We start from the raw sequence: 20,284 nt of genomic DNA, 5'->3' as shown, positions 1-20,284 counted from the left end.
CGGGGGTTCGGGGGTTATCTCCCACCGTTCCCACCGTTCCCACCGCTCCCCCTATTCCCACCATCTTTTTCCATCTTGTCCCCCTTCGGGGGTTCGGGGGCTAGTTACAAACTGTTAAATTTTTGTATACAAAAAGTTAAAATATAAAATATAAACAACTGCTGACAACCCTGTGTAAGAAAGTTTAACTATATGCTATTTGTTTATAAATGATACAGTTGTATAATTGTTGCTGCATTAATTAAATAAAGGTAGCCCCTTATAAACACCCTATTAGTTTTAACATTTAACAAAAATAGATTTTGCAGTTTCGTTGGAAATGTGTACTTTTGTGCATTAAAGTACCGTTGTGTACTATCGTTTCAAAATAGCATTTATAGCATTATGAAAAAGTTTTTTCTAACAATTTTCTTACTACTTATGGCAATGGGTGGGCTCAGTGCCCAAGCATTGAACTTAAACAACTTCTCAGCCATTGGTGAAAATGGCCAATGTAGTTCTGATGGTAAAATAAAAGTATCCATACCTGCAGGTATGGGGCCTACAGGCACTAAGTTGCAAGTGAAGTTGGATATCCCTAACGACCCAACAGGTCGTACCTGGCCTCTCGAAATAGGCGTAACAGGTAAAGATAGCTACGAATTTACTACTCTCAAAGCCGGTACCTATACCGTTACTATGATAGAAGTAGCTACTAATAAAAAATCTACAAATCCAAAGGTGATAACCATTACTTCTACCTATGTACCACCCCTATTTGTAGCAAATACTCTAAAATCTAACCCCCCAAGCTGTACCGGTGCAGGTAATGATGGAAGCGTCGCTTTTACTATCCAGCCCGGCGCCAAAGGCCCTTTTGTAGTAAAACTCACCAAAGGAGGCACCTTAATATATAGTGGTAACCATACCAAAACTACCGCTTCTCAGTCTCTACCTATTACTATTCAAGGAGGAGCAACTCACCCTATCACTGTCGGTAGTGACTATGAACTCTCTGTAGAAGATTTAGCCGGAGGAGTCCCTAACTGTGGAGATACCAATAAAACCAATATCACCATACTCCAACCCTCTCTCTCTTTAGCCTGCTTAGATTTAGAACTCAATTTCCTTAATTCAGGCATACGAATGAATGAAAACTGTAAGATAGGTCTTTCTTTTCAGTTGCTTCGTAAAGATAATGTAACACTTTCTAACTTCCAAAATCAAATAAAAACTTCTAATGCTGTATTCGTAAAACGTTACGATTCAGCAGGAAATTTCATTGCTTCCTATCCCATAGCCTCTACTTTTGATATGGCTTGGCGTGGAGCTCAGATAGCTAATTCTTCGTCTTTCACTACCCCTTATGTGTTTCAAGAAAACGATATAGTAGAAATAATAGTAAATATAGGAAAAAACCCTATTAAAAGAAAATTTAAACTCGATGGAAGTATCTTAAATGTTATAAACAATACTGCAAGTAGCCCAGCTTATTCTAATCAAGATGTTTTTAGAGATAATTCTGGTTCAAGAGTGATTGAAGCTCTAAACCGTTCAGACTTGAACGTAAACCCTTCAAAATTATGTACCGACCCTACTCAAAGATATTTATACGTCGATAACTATTGGCGCTCCGTGCGTTTGCCCGATGCCGATGATCCTACCCAAACATTAAATTTTGGCACTTATTATTGGTATAACGGCTTAGTAGGCAAATGGCACCCTAACGCTTCTTTCTCAGGCGCAGGATATTATTACGAAATATATAAATTTATAGGTACAGGCTTCCCCGGTTGGAATAACGCTTATACTACCAACCAAATGGACGAAACCGATACTTCTAAATGGTCAAATGAAAGCGGAAACGTAATTTGGCTCAACGAAAACTATGCCGACCTATCCGGATTACCCGATGGTTACTATATGGTCAAGTTTAAAGCTAAAAAAGCAGATGGTTCTTCTTTCTGCTACGAGCCTAAACGCGTTGTCGAAATAAAAGCTAAACCCAATGAAATAGCAAAACAATTCCACGGAATTGAGATAAATAAAGGCGTATTCAAAGGAACCGTATCAATACGCAAATGGCTCTCCCCCGAGCAATTTAACTATCCCGTAACTGTATCAATCGATTACTTAGACGACCCAGGAGCTGGAACAGGAAATCGTACCTACAATTTCCGCACTTCTATGCCCTTCGAAACCTCTCAGCGTACAGTTACTTATACATTCCCTATCGTAAGAACTTTGCTCAACCCTCAAACAGCACCTCCTAATACTGGGCTCTTCCAATTCGGAGACCTACCAGCTGGTAATTATCGCATTACACTTACCGATAACTGTAATAATACTACTTCCAAAGAGTTCTATTTCGATACCCCAATGCAGTACGATAGAGATCAAGTAAAAGTAGAACAAGGTTGTGCAGGCTCTTCTAAAGTAACTTACGACATAAGTTCCTCTCCTATAGGAACTATACGCGATGCTGTCTATACCTTATATAGAAAAAGCCCCTCTGGTAATTACGATATAGTGGTTGCTACTTCAAGAAACCCTAATCATACTTTCAACAACCTCCCTGAGGGCGACTACTTATTCGAAGCCAGAGGTTTCTACTATATGCGTATGAAACAAGGCGTATGGAAAGATAGTGCCCAATCAGGAAGTACAGGAATAATGAATTGGCAAAACCTTACCGACCCTAATGGTGTCGTAAATGGTTATAGTATGATCAATTCTCCTGACATCATAAACCCTTCCGATCCTCAAACCAACGGTACTACTGCCCTCCATAGAAGTAGAGTTTATCTCACTGTGAAACCAACAGGAGAACTCCAACGAAATGTAGTAGGTACCTCTTGTAATGGATCTGCAGGTTCCGGTATCGTAGCAGTTGGTATTAAAAACCCCGACTATATCCGATACCCTCTTACCTTTACTCTTAAGAACAAAGTTACCAATGCTCAGGTAGGAACAGTAACTTTCGGCGCTACCTCCACCGCTACGAACCACGTGTTCAAAAACGTAGCCAATGGCACCTATATAGTTACTACTTCCCACGCTTGTGGCGTCTATACCGATGAAGTCCTCGTAAATACCGATAGCTATACCTCCCCAGGAATTAGTTATGTTGCCCGCTCTACAAACCCTTGTAACGGCGACGTAGTCGATCTTACCTTCGGTGGTTCTACACAGCTCTTCGATATCGAGTGGTTCCGTATAGAAACTAATGGTACCGAAACCGAATTAGGCTTCGCTCAAACAATCTCCGATACCGTAACCCGCGATACTAAATATGTCGTGCGTTACAAATTGCAAGACCCTAACTTATGCGTAAATCGCAACGGTGAAGCCTCTATTACAATTCAGTTCGCTAAAGATACAACCCCTCCAGTAATTACAGGTTGCCCTACTGGAACTATCACCGTTGAAGCTATCTCCGGACGTTGCTATGGTGTACCTACTTGGGGTGTTGTAACGGCTACCGACGATTGCCGTATCGGTACTTGGAGCCAGTCACACCAAAGCGGACAACGATTCGATATAGGTACTCACACAGTTACCTATGTGTTCAAAGATACATCGGGTAATACCGCTACTTGTACTTTCAATGTAGTGGTGAACTCACGTGCCGTAAAAATGAAAGTGGATAACGACTATGTAGATGCTTCCGGAAGTCCTATCAACCGCGAATTAGGACTTACCGAAACATTCTACTACCGATTGAGATATAAAAACGAAGGTACAGCCAATGTCGCTACTGCTACCTTGCAGATTACATTGCCTAATCACCCCAATATCACAATAGGTCCCCCCGATTTCAGTAAAGCTAAACAAACTATCTACCACCCTACAGTGGTAGCTAGCACCGCTAATACTTTTACAATCGATATACCTAAACAAACCCTTACCCCTGGAGCTAATGAGAGAACCATACTCATCCCTATCACTCTCAATGGCGATTGTACCCAAATAGGTAAACCTTGTATGAACTTGCTCACTTCTACCTATTCATTCACCTATGTAGGTGGATTGACTGGCTGTACAATCCCCGAGCAAACAGCTACAGGATCTAAAACAATCGCTATCTCTACACAAAACTGTATGCGTAACGAGTTAGCTTGTAGCAACGGTTCTGGCATCAGTACCTTCCGCATTCAGGCTATACCAGGTTTCCTTGAATACAAATGGTATAAAAATAACATCTTACAACCTAACCCTAACAACGATTCTTTCTTTGATGCTACACAAACAGCTACCTATAAAGTAGAAAAAATAGCAGTGTGTGGCGGGGTAACCTATACCACTACCGAGATAATACAATTGCAAACCCCTGAAGACCTCGCCGACCCTATCAAACCGCAGTCTAACGGAGGTGATTTGTGTGCCGATAACAACATTTGGGTAAGTCACTTCATCTTGTGTAACCAGCCTTCACGCAATATAGTAGTAAACTTTAAAAATAGCAACTTCGTATGGCAAAAACTCAAACCTGGCTCTAACCCTACCAGCTTGAACTGCCCTAATGTCGATGATGCTGCTTGGGAAGATGTACATTCTAACCGTACTTTCGTCGCTAATGCACAAGGCCATTTCCGATTGAAAGTAACTAATCCTGAAGGTTGTGATGCTAAATTCTATTTTGATGTATTCACTAATTCTCTCAACGGAAGAATCCTTGACCACGGCGATATTACTAACTATCAACAAGGTTATATCCACGTACAAATGGCTACAGCTGGTATTACCTATAAATATGTACTAAAAGATGCTTTTGGAAACGTAGTAAACCAAAACGGTCAGCCTTTTGTCAATACTACTCAATTAGAGTACCGCGTTCCTGTTACTACACCAGGAACCTATACTGTAGAAATAACCTCTCCAGCATTACCCGATAGCTGTAAATTAGTATTAACTCAAGAAATTAAAAAAGTTACTACTCTTAGCGCTAAAGCCATCGCTAAAGCTTGGAAAGGATGTAACCTCCGCTCAATGCGATTTGAAGCTACCGGCGGTAAAAACCCTTATCAATTCGCAATATGGAGTATAGACGGCATCGTACAAAACGGCTATTCCGACTATGCTTCCGTACCAGCTTCAGCCTTTATATCAACTATTCCGGTAGGTTCTAGCTTCATCGAAAGCGATATACATATCGATCAACCTGGTAAGTACATCTTCATCGCTAAAGATGATACAGGTGCCTATGCCCTTACCCCTGAAGTAGAAATCTATCCCGAAAGCTTCTTGGGCTACACCATCAAAACACGCGATATTCTTTGTGGTTTCGCCGATAATACCGGTCAGATTTCTGTAACTTACAACACTATACAAAATGTAAAAACTACCCTCTATAAGTTCGATAACTTCGGTGGTAAAACTTATATTGACGAAAATGGTACTGGTTTCTTCGATAACCTTACTGCTGGTAAATATGAAATAGAAATAAAAATTAAAATGGGTTCTTCTGCAAGTGCAACTTGTACCTATAGAAACCCTAATATCGTAATCAACAGTATAGAAAGTACTTTGCGTGCCTATGCTGGTGTGATCGAAGATATCTCTTGCGATACCGCTACTCCATCACAGTACAAAGTACGTGTCAACAACGTTAGCGGTGGTACAGGTACTGGCTACGAATATAGTACTAACAACGTAACCTATAGCACTAACCCTGTACTAATGGTAGGATCTACAGCTAGTGTGGTATATGTACGCGATAGCAACAAGTGTACCCTCGAAATCCCTATCACTATCCGCCCAATAGTACCCCCTACCGTTACCGCTACTACAGTCAGCTACGATTGCGAAGGTAAAGGTACCTTCACCGTAACTGCTAATCCAGCAGGTAACTACGAATATCGAATCATAAAAGACGACGGTACCCTTAGCGAAACTCGTACCTCTAATGTCTTTACACTCCCACCAGGCGTATATAGCATCGAAGCTATTTATACTCCTGCTACAGCTACAGGTACCACACCTAACATCTTGTTCAAAGAAGACTTTGGCAAAGGTAATGATACTTGTGACTCACAATCAGTATTTATCACTTGTGCCGCCGGCGCAACTACTTTGGGTGATAACCAATATATGATCACTCGCCAAGTACCTACTGGCGGAACCAATTGGGTGACTACCCCTCCTTCCGATGCCTCTGGCGTTACCGATGGTCGCTACTTAGCTATCAACGGCACTTCTCCAGATAACGATAACGGGGTAATCTATAGACATACAATTAAAGATATAGTCCCTAATACCGAACTAAAAGTAGCAATGCATTTATTCAACCTATTGCCACCTACTTTTGTCGGAGGTGCTAACCCTAACATATTGGTACGCCTATATACCCCAGGTAATCCTGCTATCGGCGTACAACGATCATTAGGTGAATTGCAACGTATGGCTGCTTGGGAACAAAAAGAAATAACTTTCCCCGATACTGATATTACATTCAATACCGCTGTACTCGAAATTAGAAATACTGCCGCCGCCTCTACAATAGGTAGCGACTTAGCTATTGATGATATCGTAATTTCACAACCTACTAAACTATGTGCCGTACGCGCCGAAAGTATCTCAGTGAAAGTAGATAACAACAGAGCATTTACAGTACAAGCTACTGCCTACGACGAAAAATGCGGAAAAGACGATGGTTCTATCTATTTAATAGTCAATAACCCCGCTGGTAACTCAGTACAATATCACGTCGCTGGTGCTACCGTTTGGACTCCATTAACACTTACACCGCTTACAGCTACTCAAGGAGTCGCTACAATCACCGGTCTTAGTGCAGTAAACAACGGAACGCTCTTTGTACGTCGTACTTCCGACCATAATTGCGAAACAAGTGTCGACTATACAATCAAAAAACCTATACCACTCACCGTTACGGCTACCATTACAGCGCCTGTAACTTGTTTGAATACTTTTGCTTCTGTACGATTTACTGGCGATGGAGGTGCAAAACCTTATAAAAATTTCAGTTTCTCACCTATTACAGGTACAACACCAGCTAATAATAAAAACGCAGTAAATAACGAAGCCGACTTTAACCTCTCTAAAGGTACTTACCTTATACAGGTGGAAGATAATAACGGTTGTACTACTACCGCTACCCTAGAGGTTCCTGATGTGAAACCTTTACAAGTAGAAGTAGTTGACTTAGAACCTTGCTTCCGAGGAAATAATACCGGTCGTTTGCAACTAAAAGTCCTCAACGGTAATGGCGAGTATAAATTTAGTAAAGATGGTGGTGCTACCTTTGAAAATGGCTCTGTTGCTGGTGGTACATCTCATATATTCGAAAATCTTACCGCCGGTCAATACAACTTTGTAATTAAAGATGGCGCTGATTGCCAAACTAATACTACCTATACTATCGAAAACCCATTGCGTATACAAGTAACTGCTGTAAATGCCTTGAGTTGTGTCGCAAATAGCGAAGCCGAATATAAAATTACTTATACAGGCGGTAGAGTAGGAACTCGTGAATTCTTGTGGAGTCATAACCCTACCACTGGATTTACTGCCGCTGTAGGTACTGGTATGACCTTGAGCCAATCAGCAAATGTGTATACATTCAAAACCAAAGTAGAAGGCGACTACTACTTTAGAGTCCGTTACCTAATGCCTAATGGCGACTATTGTAATGTTACCTCTGATAAACAAGTAGTAAAAGTAGTATTACCTTCATTTGCAGTAAGTCCTACTGTCGAAGATGTGAGTTGTGCAGGTGCTAATACTGGTAAAATACACATCAACCCTGCCAGCGTAACTGGTGGAGTTCCTCCTTACACCTTGTTAGTAGACGATGGACTCACCACACAATCACACCCAGTAGCCGATATCACTGGATTGCAACCTGGTACTTATACCATCACAATTCAAGATGCTATCTCTTGTAAATCACTACCTGTAGGATTTACAGTTTCCCAAGTAACAGCTATGGTAGCAACCGTTACTCACACACCTATACGTTGTGCCTCTTCAGGTACCCAATTGGCAATTGCCGAAGCAGTAGTTACAAAAGGTGGTACAGCTCCATACAAATTTACTTTAGTGAAAAATGGCGTTGATGTTCAAACTCAAAACAATGTTACTCAAAACACAATTGTTCCTTACAACAATTTAGACATCGGTAACTACCAAATAGTAATAGAAGATGCCAAAGGTTGTAAGTATACTCACAACTTCGTCGTAAATTCCGAAGCCAATGGCTTAGATGTACGCCCAACTGGCGTTACAGGTTGTGCAGGAAATAGCGGTGAAGTAGCAATCTCAGTATACGATAAGAGTGGAGGAGTAATCCAAGACGGACAGTACATAGCTGTTTACCACGAAGGTATGCAAATCCCTTATGGAGCAACCGGAGGTGTAAAACCAATGCCTGATGGCCACACTTGGTATCGCGGTGGAGCAGTAGTCTCTACTACCCTTTCCGATGGTACAGTAGTACAAGCCTCTACACACACCTTTACTGGTTTGGTACCAGGGGTTACTTACACCTTTATAGTATACGATGCTAATACCCAATGTACCTTCACTAAAGAAGCAAACATCCACGTTCCTACACAATCTAATTTGAAGATAACAATCAATGGAACAGCTTCTACTACTTGTGCCGATGCAAATGATGGTAAAGTATTTGTAAACTTGAAAAACTGGAGTGCAGGAACAACTCTCTTGACCTATAAAGTTTATCGCTATATACCATCTCTCATTCCAGGACTTTTAGATCCTACCATAGGCCCTGTAGGTGGAACTATCCCAGTGTCAGGTACAGAAACTGATGTTACAATTACAGGAGTTCCTGCAGGTCGTTACTTTATACTCTTTACCGATGGTAATAACTGTACAATGGGTAGCAAAGAGTTTACTATAGGTAAATCTACCTCATTACTCACTGCTACAGCAACAGTAACCAAGTTAGCAAACTGCAAACAGCCTGCTAATGTAGGTTTGGGTAGAATAGCAATAGAAGCTGCAGGTGGAACAGCTCCTTACCAGTACTACTATCACAATTTGGCTACTCCAGCCCCTACAGGTAATGCTTTAGATAATGCACTCGCAAACTCTATTGATCGTGTCGCTAAAGATGTACCTTCAGGTAATTGGCAAATATTTATAAAAGATGCCAATGGCTGTCTCACTAATACTACAGTAGTAGTAGGAATGGATCCTCAACCTTCTATTGCATCAGTAACAGTACTCGACGCTTGTAGCGACAATGCCGATTATCCTATTAGTGTACTGTTCAACACTGTAGGTATAGGTCAAAACCAATACAAAATTGATGGTATTACAAACTGGCAAAATATCACAGTAGCTACCCAAACTACTTTGCCTATACGCTTAGCACCTAACGCATCACCTTACACTATTTCGTTCCGCGATGCCAATGGTTGCGAAACCAGCACTACTTTTAGAGTGAACGAGATGATTAAATACGATGCTTCTCATACACCTATGTATTGCGGCGGCTCAGCTACTACTACCATCAGTGTAACAAATATTACTGGAGGTTCAGGTTCTTATAAAATAGGATTGTATAGAATCGTTGATAAGGGTACTCCTAACGAACGTGCCGTAACTATAGTGCCTCCTGGCACTGCAGTACCAGGTACCTCTTACAGTGTACCTACCGGTTATGGTATTGGAGCTTATCGCATCCACGTATACGATGCCACCACTTTTGGTACTTCAGCCGAATGTGCAAAAATAATGGATTTCAACGTAGTAGCACCAGAAGTACCTCAACTCGAAATACTCTCAGTTTCAACACCTACTTGTGCTAACGAAACAGCAACAATCCGTGTGAAAGCTACTCCTGTGGGTATTGCTCCTTATACATTTAATATTGTAGATAAAACTACAGGTCTCACACCAGCAGGTGTAACAAGCATTACCAATGTGAACTACATTACATTTATAGGAGTCCCTTCAGGGCCTAAGATCACCGGTGGAATTGACTACTATATCTCTGCTCAATCAGTATATAGTTGTACAGCTACCATCACTGTAAATGTAACCTCACCCGATGTAGTAACTGTTACAACAGGCGCTCTCACTAAAGAAGAGTACCAATGTACATTAAACGATGAAGGTTATCTCACAGGCGAAAGTGCTAATCCTAAACTTCACTTTGATCTCTCTGGAGTTTCAGGAGGTACAGGTAAGTATACTCGAGTAGAGTTTAAAACTGCTTCAGGAACTTTGGTGAACCAGCAACAAATAGAAGATGGCGTAACTAAATATACTTATACTTTGCCTAATTATCTCACTGCCGCGAATAGTTATTATGCCGAAGTATTCGATACCAATGGTTGTTCAGCTTCTACTACTGTAGAAACTATTTCACCTACCCTGATAATGAGTAGCTTGATAGCAAACCAAACACAAACTAAAACTTGTGTTCAAAACGAAATGTTAAGTATAACAGTAAGCACTACTACTGTATACAGCAATGAACCTATTGAGTATAGCATTATTAAAGTAGGTTGGCCAGGAACTGTTGGTTCGCCAGTAATACTCAACTCTCTCACTTGGTCTGCTACAATCGCCGACCCTGGTAACTATATCATTAAAGCAAAAAATATGGTTACTAATTGTGAGATTACAGCTAACTATAGCGTGTTAGAACCTAACACCCTATTGCTCGAAGCTAAAGATCCTAAACGTATCACTTGTAAAGGCGGTACTGGAGGTGAAATCACCTTAGAACTCACCGATACCCGTCTTTCCGATGGTGACCAAGTGGCAAATGGTTTCAACTATGTGATAACTCCATTACCTACAGGAACACCTATCATAGGACCATTCTCACCATCAGGTACTAAAGTTCACACAGGCTTACCAGCAGGTCACTACAAAGTAGAAGCAACCTCTCCAATTACAGGTTGTAGCGCTGTAGCTACCTTTGAACTCGTAGAAGCTGCCGAACCTATTACCGTGTTCGCTAAAGAAACACGAAGTGTAACCTGCGATAACAACCGTGGCGAAATACTCGTTACCGTATCAGGTGGTTGGGCTCCTTATACAGTAAATATACAAGGTGGTGCTATCACTAAACAGAAAAACATTACCTTAGATGGCGATAGCGTATTGTTCAAAGAGTTAGGTGCTACAGGTACCCCTGGTGGATCGCTTACTTACAACATCACCATCACCGATGCTTGGGGTTGTAACGTAGCTTCAGGTACTACCAGTGTAACCTTGTTAGACCCCGATCCTATTGCAGCAGTAGTTACTGTTACCCAACATCCTACTTGTGTAGGCAGTGTCGATGGTGTTATCACCGTATCTGGTACTGTAACAGGTGGATCTGGTAATTTCTACTATACACTCCTAAATGAAGGAACAGGAGAAATATTAGGTCCACAACGCAATGAACCTAAATTCGATAGACTATCACCAGGTTTCTATACTTATGAAATTATGGATACTTGGGGCTGTAGCCTTATAAAATCACAATTAGAGGTGATAGAACCTAAACCTATAAAAGTATCAATTGTTTCTGCTACCTCCGAATTGCAAGTATGCTATGGCGGTGCTGATGCGGCTATTGACTTTACAGTAGAAGGCGGTCGCCCTCCTTACACTATAAAAGTATTGAATAAATACACTAATAGTCCTCATCTCCTATTAACAAGCGTAACTCCTACTACAATTCCTTTCCGTGATACTGGACTTGGAGCAGGTGAATGGAGAATAGAAGTAACCGATAGTAGCCCTAATGGTGGTTGTACAATGTCACCTACATTCGAGTTTACCGTAGATTCAGCACCAGACCTTAATGTAGACCTCGAAGTGATTAGTTCTTGTAAAAACAATAACCCTTATACTCAGTTACAAGTGCGTTTCAAAGACCAAGTTGATGTGAATAAAGTAACATATAGACTCAACGGAACCGGAACTCCTAAAAACTTTGTAGAAAGAGGTAACGGAGTGAATGTATGGTATATCTCCCCTCCAGATTTGAATACCAATATCCGAACTCAAACCATAGAGCTTATCTATACCAATATACACTCTATCACCCAAACCTCAAAAACTTGTAGCATTACACTCGCAAATGCATTTGAGGTGAAAAAAGTTGAAAAACTTAAACTTACAAGAACCCCTACTACAGTAGTGAATACCTTGCAAGTAGAAGGTAAAGATGGAGTTAAACCATATCGTTACGTATTCAACGGTCAAGATTACGATACAAATAATGTATACGAACTCAAAATCACCGATCCTGATTATGTAGACCCAATAAGTGGAAAAACTAAGAAGAAAGTAGAAGTACAAGTAATCGATGCTTCAGGATGTATAGCCTCTGATACTATATACGAAGAATATTTCGATGTGATGATACCTAACTTCTTTACGCCTAACGGCGACGGTGTTTACGACACTTGGGCTCCTATGCACGTTGAGAAATATCCTTTCCTACGCGCTACTATCTTCGACCGTTTCGGTCGCCGACTCAAAGTGTTGAGAGCTGGTGAAGCTTGGGATGGTAAGTATGAAGGTCGAGATATGCCTACTGGCGACTATTGGTACATCGTCGAACTCACCGACGAGTTTGATACCCGTATCTTCAACGGTAACTTCACCCTTTATCGTTAATGATAAAGTGAAATCATAACAAAACAAAAAAGCTGCCTTTTTCGGGCAGCTTTTTTGTTTACCTCTTACTTCTTATCTCTTACCTATAAAAAAAGGCCGCCCAATCTCTTAGGCCGCCTTTTTGAATTTAATAATAAAAAAGAAAACTTAAAAATAAAAATTATGAAAAAAACTTTTTGTTTTACGCTTTATCTTTTTACACACAATTGTATTTTGGTTTCTATGGCTATGAAAAAGTCACTATTTCTTTCATTTCCTTTTCTTGACGGCACAAAGGTACAATAAAATTATGAACTACCAAACTTTTTCTTAAAAAATATTTAAAAATATTTAAAAGGATTATTAAAAATAATGATTTTTAACTACAGAAAATATATTAAAAACTCGCTATCATTGATTTTTATACAATAAAATTCTTTTTCCTTTACAAAATATCTAAAGATAATGTTAAAACAATGCCAAAAATTGAATACTGTTAAAAAGTGTCTTTCATACTTTTTCACTTCTTATTTTTAGCACTTTATAGAATAATATAATAAAAAAGACTTTAAACACTTTTATTATCCAAATACTTTTCGTATCTTTGCACCCTAAAATTTAATTCACTATGAGTATATCAACAAACAAAACCATTGGCGAAATCGTTGCCGACGATTTCCGCACTGCCGCTATATTTAAAAAACACGGTATCGACTTTTGCTGCAAAGGAGGTCGCTCCATAGAAGAGGCTTGCGACAAAAAAAATATAGATAAGCAAGCCCTTATCAACGAATTAGAAGCTCTTCCTAAAGGCAATAGCAACGAAGTAGATGTACGCGATTGGCCTCTCGACCTTTTAGCTAACTACATCGTGCGCATCCACCACCAATACGTGCGTGACAAAACCCCTATGCTCTTGCAGTTCTTAGACAAACTATGTCGTGTACACGGTGAGCGCCACCCCGAACTTTTTGAGATCAATCGTATTTTCAATGAGAGTGCACAAGACCTTGCATCTCACTTTGTAAAAGAAGAAAACGTACTTTTTCCTTACATCGAAAATCTCGTGAAAAAACAACAATCAGGTGAGCCTCTTGGTGAAATACCTTTCGGTACAGTAGAGAACCCTGTAGCAATGATGATGCAAGAACACAGCGTTGAAGGTGATCGTTTTGAAGAAATCGTAAAACTTACCGATAACTATACACCTCCCGCCGACGCTTGCAATACTTACAAAGTAACCTATCAAATGCTCCAAGAGTTTGAAGCCGATTTAAACCGCCATATCCACCTCGAAAACAATATCCTTTTCCCTAAAGCCATCGCTTTAGAAAAACAACTAAGAGGCTAATAACAAAAAAAGCTGTTCAGCACCCGCTGAACAGCTTTTTTCTTATCTCTTACCTCTTATCTAAATTTAATATTTACCCCTACTAACTGATAGCCGTCCCAAGTATTGGAAGTACTGAATTCCCAATGATATTTTTTAGGGTTGAGAGCATTCACTTCTTCTGTTTTTACTTTAGTAATGCGTCTGTTAGCAATCGTTTTACCGGTAATATAGCCCACAAATAGGGCAATAGGGTAATCGGAAGCCCAGTGTACTTTACTTTGCATCATTTCGTAGCACATCAAACCTAAAGCTGTGTAACCTACAGGCTTTATCCATTTGTAGTCGGGGTAGTTTTCGGCAATCACTGTGAGTGCCGACATTGCAGTAGTGAGGTGTCCAGAGGGCATAGCGTCATACATAGGGGTATCCTCTTGGTAAGCTTTAAAGCTGGGAGCGAATGTCCACTGACTGTGCCAACGCCCATCGCCTGCGGTTATAAACGGACTCTCGCGCCCTGTAAGTCGCTTGATAGGTTGTACAAATGCCCCCGATACGATAATGCTTTCTAATATCTGCATAGCAGTACTTTTGGCGCGATAATCACCTGTGATAAGACCATAAGTAGCCATCCCCCCACTGATAATGATAAAAGTCGCACCATTGCCAATAAAATACATTGCTGAGTTTACATCGGCGGGAATAATCTTCAAAAAACCTAACTTTTTATAGGTATGTGCTTCATTTAGTCCTAAATTCTCTCCCAAATTTCTACTCTCTCTAATGAGCCAAGGGTCAGCGGGTATAAGTGCAGCAGTAGCACCAATAGCTGCCAATCCGTAAGGATAATTCGGTTTAGACACCATCTCCACTGCCGATTTACCTATGTTGCGTGGTATTTTGTTGAAGATATCCACAAAACGCGGTTTTTGGTATACATAGGTTAGATTATCATTGATTTTATATTGTTTGCCTGATAAATCTGCTTCAGATGGGTGTGAGCCTTGCAAAGCATTTGCAATGCTATCCAATGTAGTTTGTGGAATAGAATCGTTTTCCTGCGCTATAGTAGGGGAGAGAGGAAAGAGAAACAGGGAAAGTAAAAAGTATTTCATTTATTTATAAAAGTTTCTTTAATTCTTCAATAGGAGGGAGGGTCTTACGCAATTTTTCAGGCATTTCGTCTGCTGTTTTAAAAGTAGCAACCCCCATTGGCTTGTCGTAATTGCGAACAATATATTGCACATAAGGCTGGTCAGCTTTACGACAAAGGATAATACCAATGCTGGGATTTTCGTTAGGTTTGCGGACGAAATCGTCTAATACAGTTAAATAGCCATTCATTTGTCCTAAATAAGCTGTTTTGAAATCACCTGTTTTCAGTTCAATAGCTACCAAACAAGCAAGTTCACGGTGGTAAAACAATAAGTCAATAATATGTGTATGTCCTAAGGCTTCTACTCTAAACTGATTGCCTAAGAAAGCAAAATCATATCCAAAAGCCATTATAAACTGTTTTACGTTTTGTACAATCTGTTGTTCTACAACGCGCTCATCTATATCTTCAATATCTCTAACCCCTAATTCTTCTACATTGATAAAATCCAATAAATAGGAGTCTTTAAACATACTCACAGCTTTGAGTGCCTGTTGGGCTGAAGGAAGTGTTTGTATAAAATTATTAGGCAGAACACCTCTATGGTGAAATTCATCGGATTTAATAGCTTTTTGTAAGGCTCTTACAGAAAGTTTTTCTTTAATAGCTAATTCTACATAAAAAATACGCTCATCAGGCTCTTTAACCATTGCTAAAAGGTATTTGTGATGAGTAAAACTGAGGTTTAGAAAAGCCTCGACAAACCATTCTTTGTAATTTGGTACTTGTGAGTACCGAATTGAAGATAACAAAATGTCTAATTCATTAATATTAATAGAGGTATTAATATTTGCTAATTCGTCACTCACGAGTGACGAATTGTAATCAGTTGATTTACAAAATAGTGTGTTTTGCCATTCTTCATAAAAGATTCGCATCATCTTTAAATTGGTTTCTGAAAAACCGCGTAGCCCAGGTAGTTCGCGCTGTAGTTGTTCGCTGATATAGGCTAAAGCTCCTGTACCCCAAAAATGAGTACGGGTATTTTCGGAGATGTATCTACCTATAGCAAAATATAAAGAGAGCTGTACTCGGTTTACTTCTTTTGCTGCTATGTATTGGCTTTGCAAAATAGCTGTCTTGATACACTCGATGGCTGTGGGTTGGATGGTTTCTTCTTTCATTTTTTAGGTTATCGAATCAAATCATTCAAAAAGCTATCGGTGTTTTTGTTGTTATAGAAGGCTTTGATTTCTTCGGCATTTTCTTTGAGCAATTGGCGAATGAAAGCATCGTAGGTAGTTTTACGGTCTTCTAAAAAGCCGTTGAAATAGCGTTCGCTTACTTCCAAACCATTGGCTTTTTCTATCTTTAAAAGACGTTCGTACAAAGGGGCTATATGCTCGCTGATGAGTGCTTGAGGCAATGCCTTGCGGTGTGATACAAAAGCAGTAATCTCATCGTGTTCATCGCGTACTATTTCAAAATTAGTAATCACCCAATAATAGCGCCCGCTTTTAGAGAGGTTCTTGATGATAGCGTGGAAATTATTATGTCCTTTGAGGTTTTCCCACAGTATTTTGAAAACTACTTTGGGCATATCGGGGTGGCGAATAAGGCTATGAGGCTGGTCGTATAACTCAGCCTCAGTATAGCCTGATACTTCCTGAAATGCCTTGTTGGTTTCCATTATATGTCCGTGCCTGTTGGTACGACTCATCAGGGTAGTGGTTTTATCCCACAACACTTCTTCGTCTATGGGCACAGGGCGTTTAATCGTTGGAGTTTCAATCATTTTCTTACCTCTTATCTCTTACTTCGTATCTAATTTGTGCAGCCAATTGCGCATATCCACTTCTTTGGCAATAGCAGCGCGCAATTCGGGAATGACAATGCGCACTTGCTCCATAGTGTCGCGGTGGCGTAAGGTAACGGTGTTGTCTTCCAAAGTTTGGTGATCAACGGTTACGCAGAAAGGTGTACCTACCGCATCTTGACGGCGATAACGGCGACCTACAGCATCTTTTTCGTCGTAAGCTACATTGAAATCGTATTTTAACTCGTTTACTATTTGCTCGGCAACTTCTGGAAGTCCGTCTTTTTTGAGCAATGGCAATACGGCTACTTTGGTAGGTGCCAACACAAAAGGCAAGCGCAATACGGTGCGAGTATCTCCTCCTTCTAACGCTTCTTCTTGCAATGAGTTAGAGAATACCGCAAGGAACATACGGTCGAGCCCGATAGAAGTTTCGAGTACATAAGGAGTATAGCTCACTTTTTCTTCAGGGTCAAAGTATTGCATTTTTTTACCTGAATACTTTTCGTGGTTACCGAGGTCAAAATTAGTACGAGAGTGGATACCTTCTAATTCTTTGAAACCAAAAGGGAAACGGAACTCGATATCGCAAGCAGCATCAGCGTAGTGAGCGAGCTTTTCGTGTGGGTGATAGCGATAATTTTCTTCACCCATTCCTAAGGATAAGTGCCATTTGAGGCGCGTTTCTTTCCAATACTCATACCATTGTTGTTGGGTACCTGGTTTGATGAAGAATTGCATTTCCATTTGTTCGAACTCGCGCATACGGAAAATAAACTGACGTGCCACAATCTCGTTGCGGAAGGCTTTACCCGTTTGAGCGATACCAAAAGGAATTTTCATACGTCCGGATTTTTGCACGTTTAGGAAGTTAACGAAAATACCCTGAGCGGTTTCGGGACGTAGGTATAAATCCATAGAGGCATCGGCAGAGGCGCCTATTTTGGTGCCGAACATTAGGTTAAACTGTTTTACATCTGTCCAGTTGCGTGAACCTGTTTCGGGGTCGGCAATTTCGAGTTCTTCGATAAGGGCTTTTACATCGGCGAGGTCTTCTTTCTCAAGCGATTTACCCAAGCGGTGTAATATTTCTTCGCCGCGTTGTTTGTATTCTAACACACGAGGATTGGTAGTTACAAACTGTTCGCGGTCAAAAGCATCACCAAAACGTTTTTGAGCTTTAGCGATTTCTTTTTCAATTTTATCGTCGAGTTTGGCTACATAATCTTCTACGAGCACATCGGCGCGGTATCGTTTTTTAGAGTCTTTGTTATCGATAAGTGGGTCGTTGAAAGCATCCACGTGTCCAGAAGCCTTCCACGTAGTAGGGTGCATAAAGATAGCAGCATCGATACCCACAATATTCTCGTTCATTTGCACCATTGCGCGCCACCAATATTCGCGGATATTCTTTTTTAGTTCAACGCCATTTTGCCCATAATCGTACACGGCACCAAGTCCGTCGTAGATTTCACTTGAAGGGAAAATAAAGCCATATTCTTTGGCGTGAGCAACAACTTTTTTGAATTGATCGTCTGTATTTGCCATATATTCAATTGATTTTCAGTTATTAAAATAGATTAAGTTTCGTTTCAGTTTAAAAATAATTGGACAAAAGTACTATTATTTTTTGGAAAAAGGAGTATCTTTGCCGAAAAAGTTGTTGTAATTGTGTTTTTTAGGTAGCCAATCACTAATAACAAATCATTAAACCTAACAACTAAAACTATGATACTATCAGATTTATTATCAGTTTTTACCCCTCATTATTGTAGGTCTTGTGGCAAAATGTTGAAAGAAGAAGAACACTTTTTGTGTCGCGATTGCAGCAGAGATTTGGAAGAGACTCATTTTCACTTACAAGCAGATAACGAGGTAATGCAATTGCTTTCACTACAAAATGATATTACAGCCGCAACCACATTATTTTATTTTCAGAAAGGCAGTGTGGCACAAGATTTGATACATCACCTCAAGTACAGAGGTGAAGAACAAATAGGAGAGTGGCTCGGCAATTGGTTGGGTACCCGTCTCTCACAATCGCCTCTCTATCAGTCAGTAGAAGTGGTAATACCTGTACCTCTACACCGCGATAAACTAAAGAAAAGAGGCTATAACCAAGTGGCTTTATTAGCTAAAACAGTGGCTAAAGTGTTAGGTGTGAGTTATATGGATGATGTATTGCTAAAGGTGAGCGCTAATACTACTCAAACTAAAAAAATATCGTGGCGACGCTTAGAAGAAAGCGAACATATATTTGTATTACAACAACCTGAAAGACTGATAAACAAACAGATACTACTCATCGACGACCTTATCACCACGGGGGCTACCCTCTCCCATTGTTGCGAGCAGTTATCCACTATCGAAGGAGTGAAAATTGCTGTGGCAGGAATAGGTTTTACCACCCGCTCTTAACATTAAAAAAAAGAAAATTAATAACTAAATAAATATTTTTGTATGAAAAACACTTTTAAATTAATGCTTGTAGCATTCGCTATGTTCGCGTTCAGTACAAACGCAGGGGCTATGACCCTTAATCTCAATAAAGTAGCTAAATCTCTTATCGTTGACCAAGATGGTAACGGTGGCGTGAAAGTGAAAAAGTCTTGCGATAAAGACGGCGAGAAAAAAGAATGTAGCAAAGACGGTAAGAAAAAATCTTGCTGCAAAAAAGACGGTAAAGAAGCCGATAAAAAAGAGTGCAGCAAAGATGGTAAAAAGAAATCTTGCTGCAAAAAAGACGGCGAGCACAAAGCCGAAAATGCAGAAGCTAAATAGTTTCTCATTATATAAATTTTAAAATTACTAGAAAACCTTAGCAGTTGCGCTGAGGTTTTTTGCTATTGAATCTAATGAAAACACTTATTTACAGTATTTTAATCCTTATAGGGGCATTGGCGGTAGCCGCTTGTGCCAATGATGTGTTGCCTAAACCTAAAGGTGGACTCCGCTTAGATTACCCTCAAGCAGCTTATAGCAGAGTTACCGACTTGCCTAACTGTCCGTTTACTTTTGAGGCAAACACTCTTTCGGCTATAGAACACAAAGCTAACTCTTGTGATGTGAATATCAATTATCCCACAATGAAAGCAACGATTTACCTCACTTACAAAAATGTAGATGGCAATATACGCAAACTCCTCACCGATGCACAAAACTTTACGTACAAGCACACCGTAAAAGCCGATAATATTGCCGCAACCACTTTCGTAAACGATACGACCAAAGTGTATGGTATGTTCTATCAAGTGTATGGCAATGCAGCTTCACAATCACAGTTTTACGCCACCGATAGTGTAAAACACTTCATTTCGGGCTCTATTTATTTTAATGTAGAACCTAACTACGACTCGGTACAACCAGCGAGTAATTATTTGCAGAAAGATATGCGCCGCATAATGGAAACCCTTCGTTGGAAATAAAAATAGGGGAGAAGTGTTGGCAAATTAGAAATATTGCTTTACTTTTG

The 20,284-nt window shown here is 40.2% G+C and carries 9 protein-coding genes; 5 read left to right on the top strand and 4 right to left on the bottom strand.

The genetic code is table 11. The features are described 5' to 3' along the window. Positions 1-384: 384 nt before the first annotated feature. Both HMPREF9073_RS12345 and ric read left to right on the top strand, forming a co-directional pair. Complete coding sequence (locus HMPREF9073_RS12345) at positions 385-12,591, top strand: T9SS type B sorting domain-containing protein (RefSeq protein WP_009414113.1); 12,207 nt, start codon at positions 385-387, stop codon at positions 12,589-12,591. Between the two features lie 607 nt (positions 12,592-13,198). Continuing rightward, positions 13,199-13,921, top strand: a complete 723-nt coding sequence (gene ric / locus HMPREF9073_RS12335; RefSeq protein ID WP_009414110.1) for an iron-sulfur cluster repair di-iron protein — start codon at positions 13,199-13,201, stop codon at positions 13,919-13,921. Positions 13,922-13,977: 56 nt separating this feature from the next. Here the strand turns inward: ric and HMPREF9073_RS12330 are convergent, their stop codons facing one another. Genes HMPREF9073_RS12330 through HMPREF9073_RS12315 form a run of 4 tightly spaced genes read right to left on the bottom strand, consistent with a single transcriptional unit; the run spans position 13,978 to position 18,360 of the window. After that, positions 13,978-15,015 (bottom strand): phosphatase PAP2 family protein, encoded by a 1,038-nt coding sequence (locus HMPREF9073_RS12330; RefSeq protein ID WP_009414109.1) that lies wholly within the window; start codon positions 15,013-15,015, stop codon positions 13,978-13,980. Positions 15,016-15,019: 4 nt separating this feature from the next. Then, on the bottom strand, positions 15,020-16,180 hold the full coding sequence (locus tag HMPREF9073_RS12325; protein WP_009414108.1) for a YhcG family protein: 1,161 nt from the start codon (positions 16,178-16,180) through the stop codon (positions 15,020-15,022). Positions 16,181-16,188: 8 nt separating this feature from the next. After that, positions 16,189-16,791, bottom strand: a complete 603-nt coding sequence (locus HMPREF9073_RS12320) for a PAS domain-containing protein (protein WP_009414107.1) — start codon at positions 16,789-16,791, stop codon at positions 16,189-16,191. An 18-nt stretch (positions 16,792-16,809) separates the two neighbouring features. Next, positions 16,810-18,360, bottom strand: coding sequence for a glycine--tRNA ligase (locus HMPREF9073_RS12315; protein WP_009414106.1), 1,551 nt, complete (start codon positions 18,358-18,360; stop codon positions 16,810-16,812). A 180-nt stretch (positions 18,361-18,540) separates the two neighbouring features. Between HMPREF9073_RS12315 and HMPREF9073_RS12310 the strand changes: the two genes are divergently transcribed. The 3 genes from HMPREF9073_RS12310 (at position 18,541) to gldD (ending at position 20,237) form a co-directional block, all read left to right on the top strand. Further along, the gene (locus tag HMPREF9073_RS12310) at positions 18,541-19,230 is read left to right on the top strand and encodes a ComF family protein (protein WP_034555927.1); all 690 of its coding nucleotides are present in this window, start codon (positions 18,541-18,543) and stop codon (positions 19,228-19,230) included. A 42-nt stretch (positions 19,231-19,272) separates the two neighbouring features. Further along, complete coding sequence (locus HMPREF9073_RS12305; protein ID WP_009414104.1) at positions 19,273-19,593, top strand: hypothetical protein; 321 nt, start codon at positions 19,273-19,275, stop codon at positions 19,591-19,593. A 74-nt stretch (positions 19,594-19,667) separates the two neighbouring features. Beyond that, entirely contained in the window at positions 19,668-20,237 is a 570-nt protein-coding gene (gldD, locus tag HMPREF9073_RS12300; protein WP_009414103.1) for a gliding motility lipoprotein GldD, read from the top strand. Positions 20,238-20,284: the final 47 nt, after the last annotated feature.

The organism is Capnocytophaga sp. oral taxon 326 str. F0382 (assembly GCF_000318295.1).
In the GTDB taxonomy this organism is placed as follows: domain Bacteria; phylum Bacteroidota; class Bacteroidia; order Flavobacteriales; family Flavobacteriaceae; genus Capnocytophaga; species Capnocytophaga periodontitidis.
Note: the sequence above shows the minus strand (reverse complement) of the source record. Positions and strands in the feature narration are given on the sequence as shown.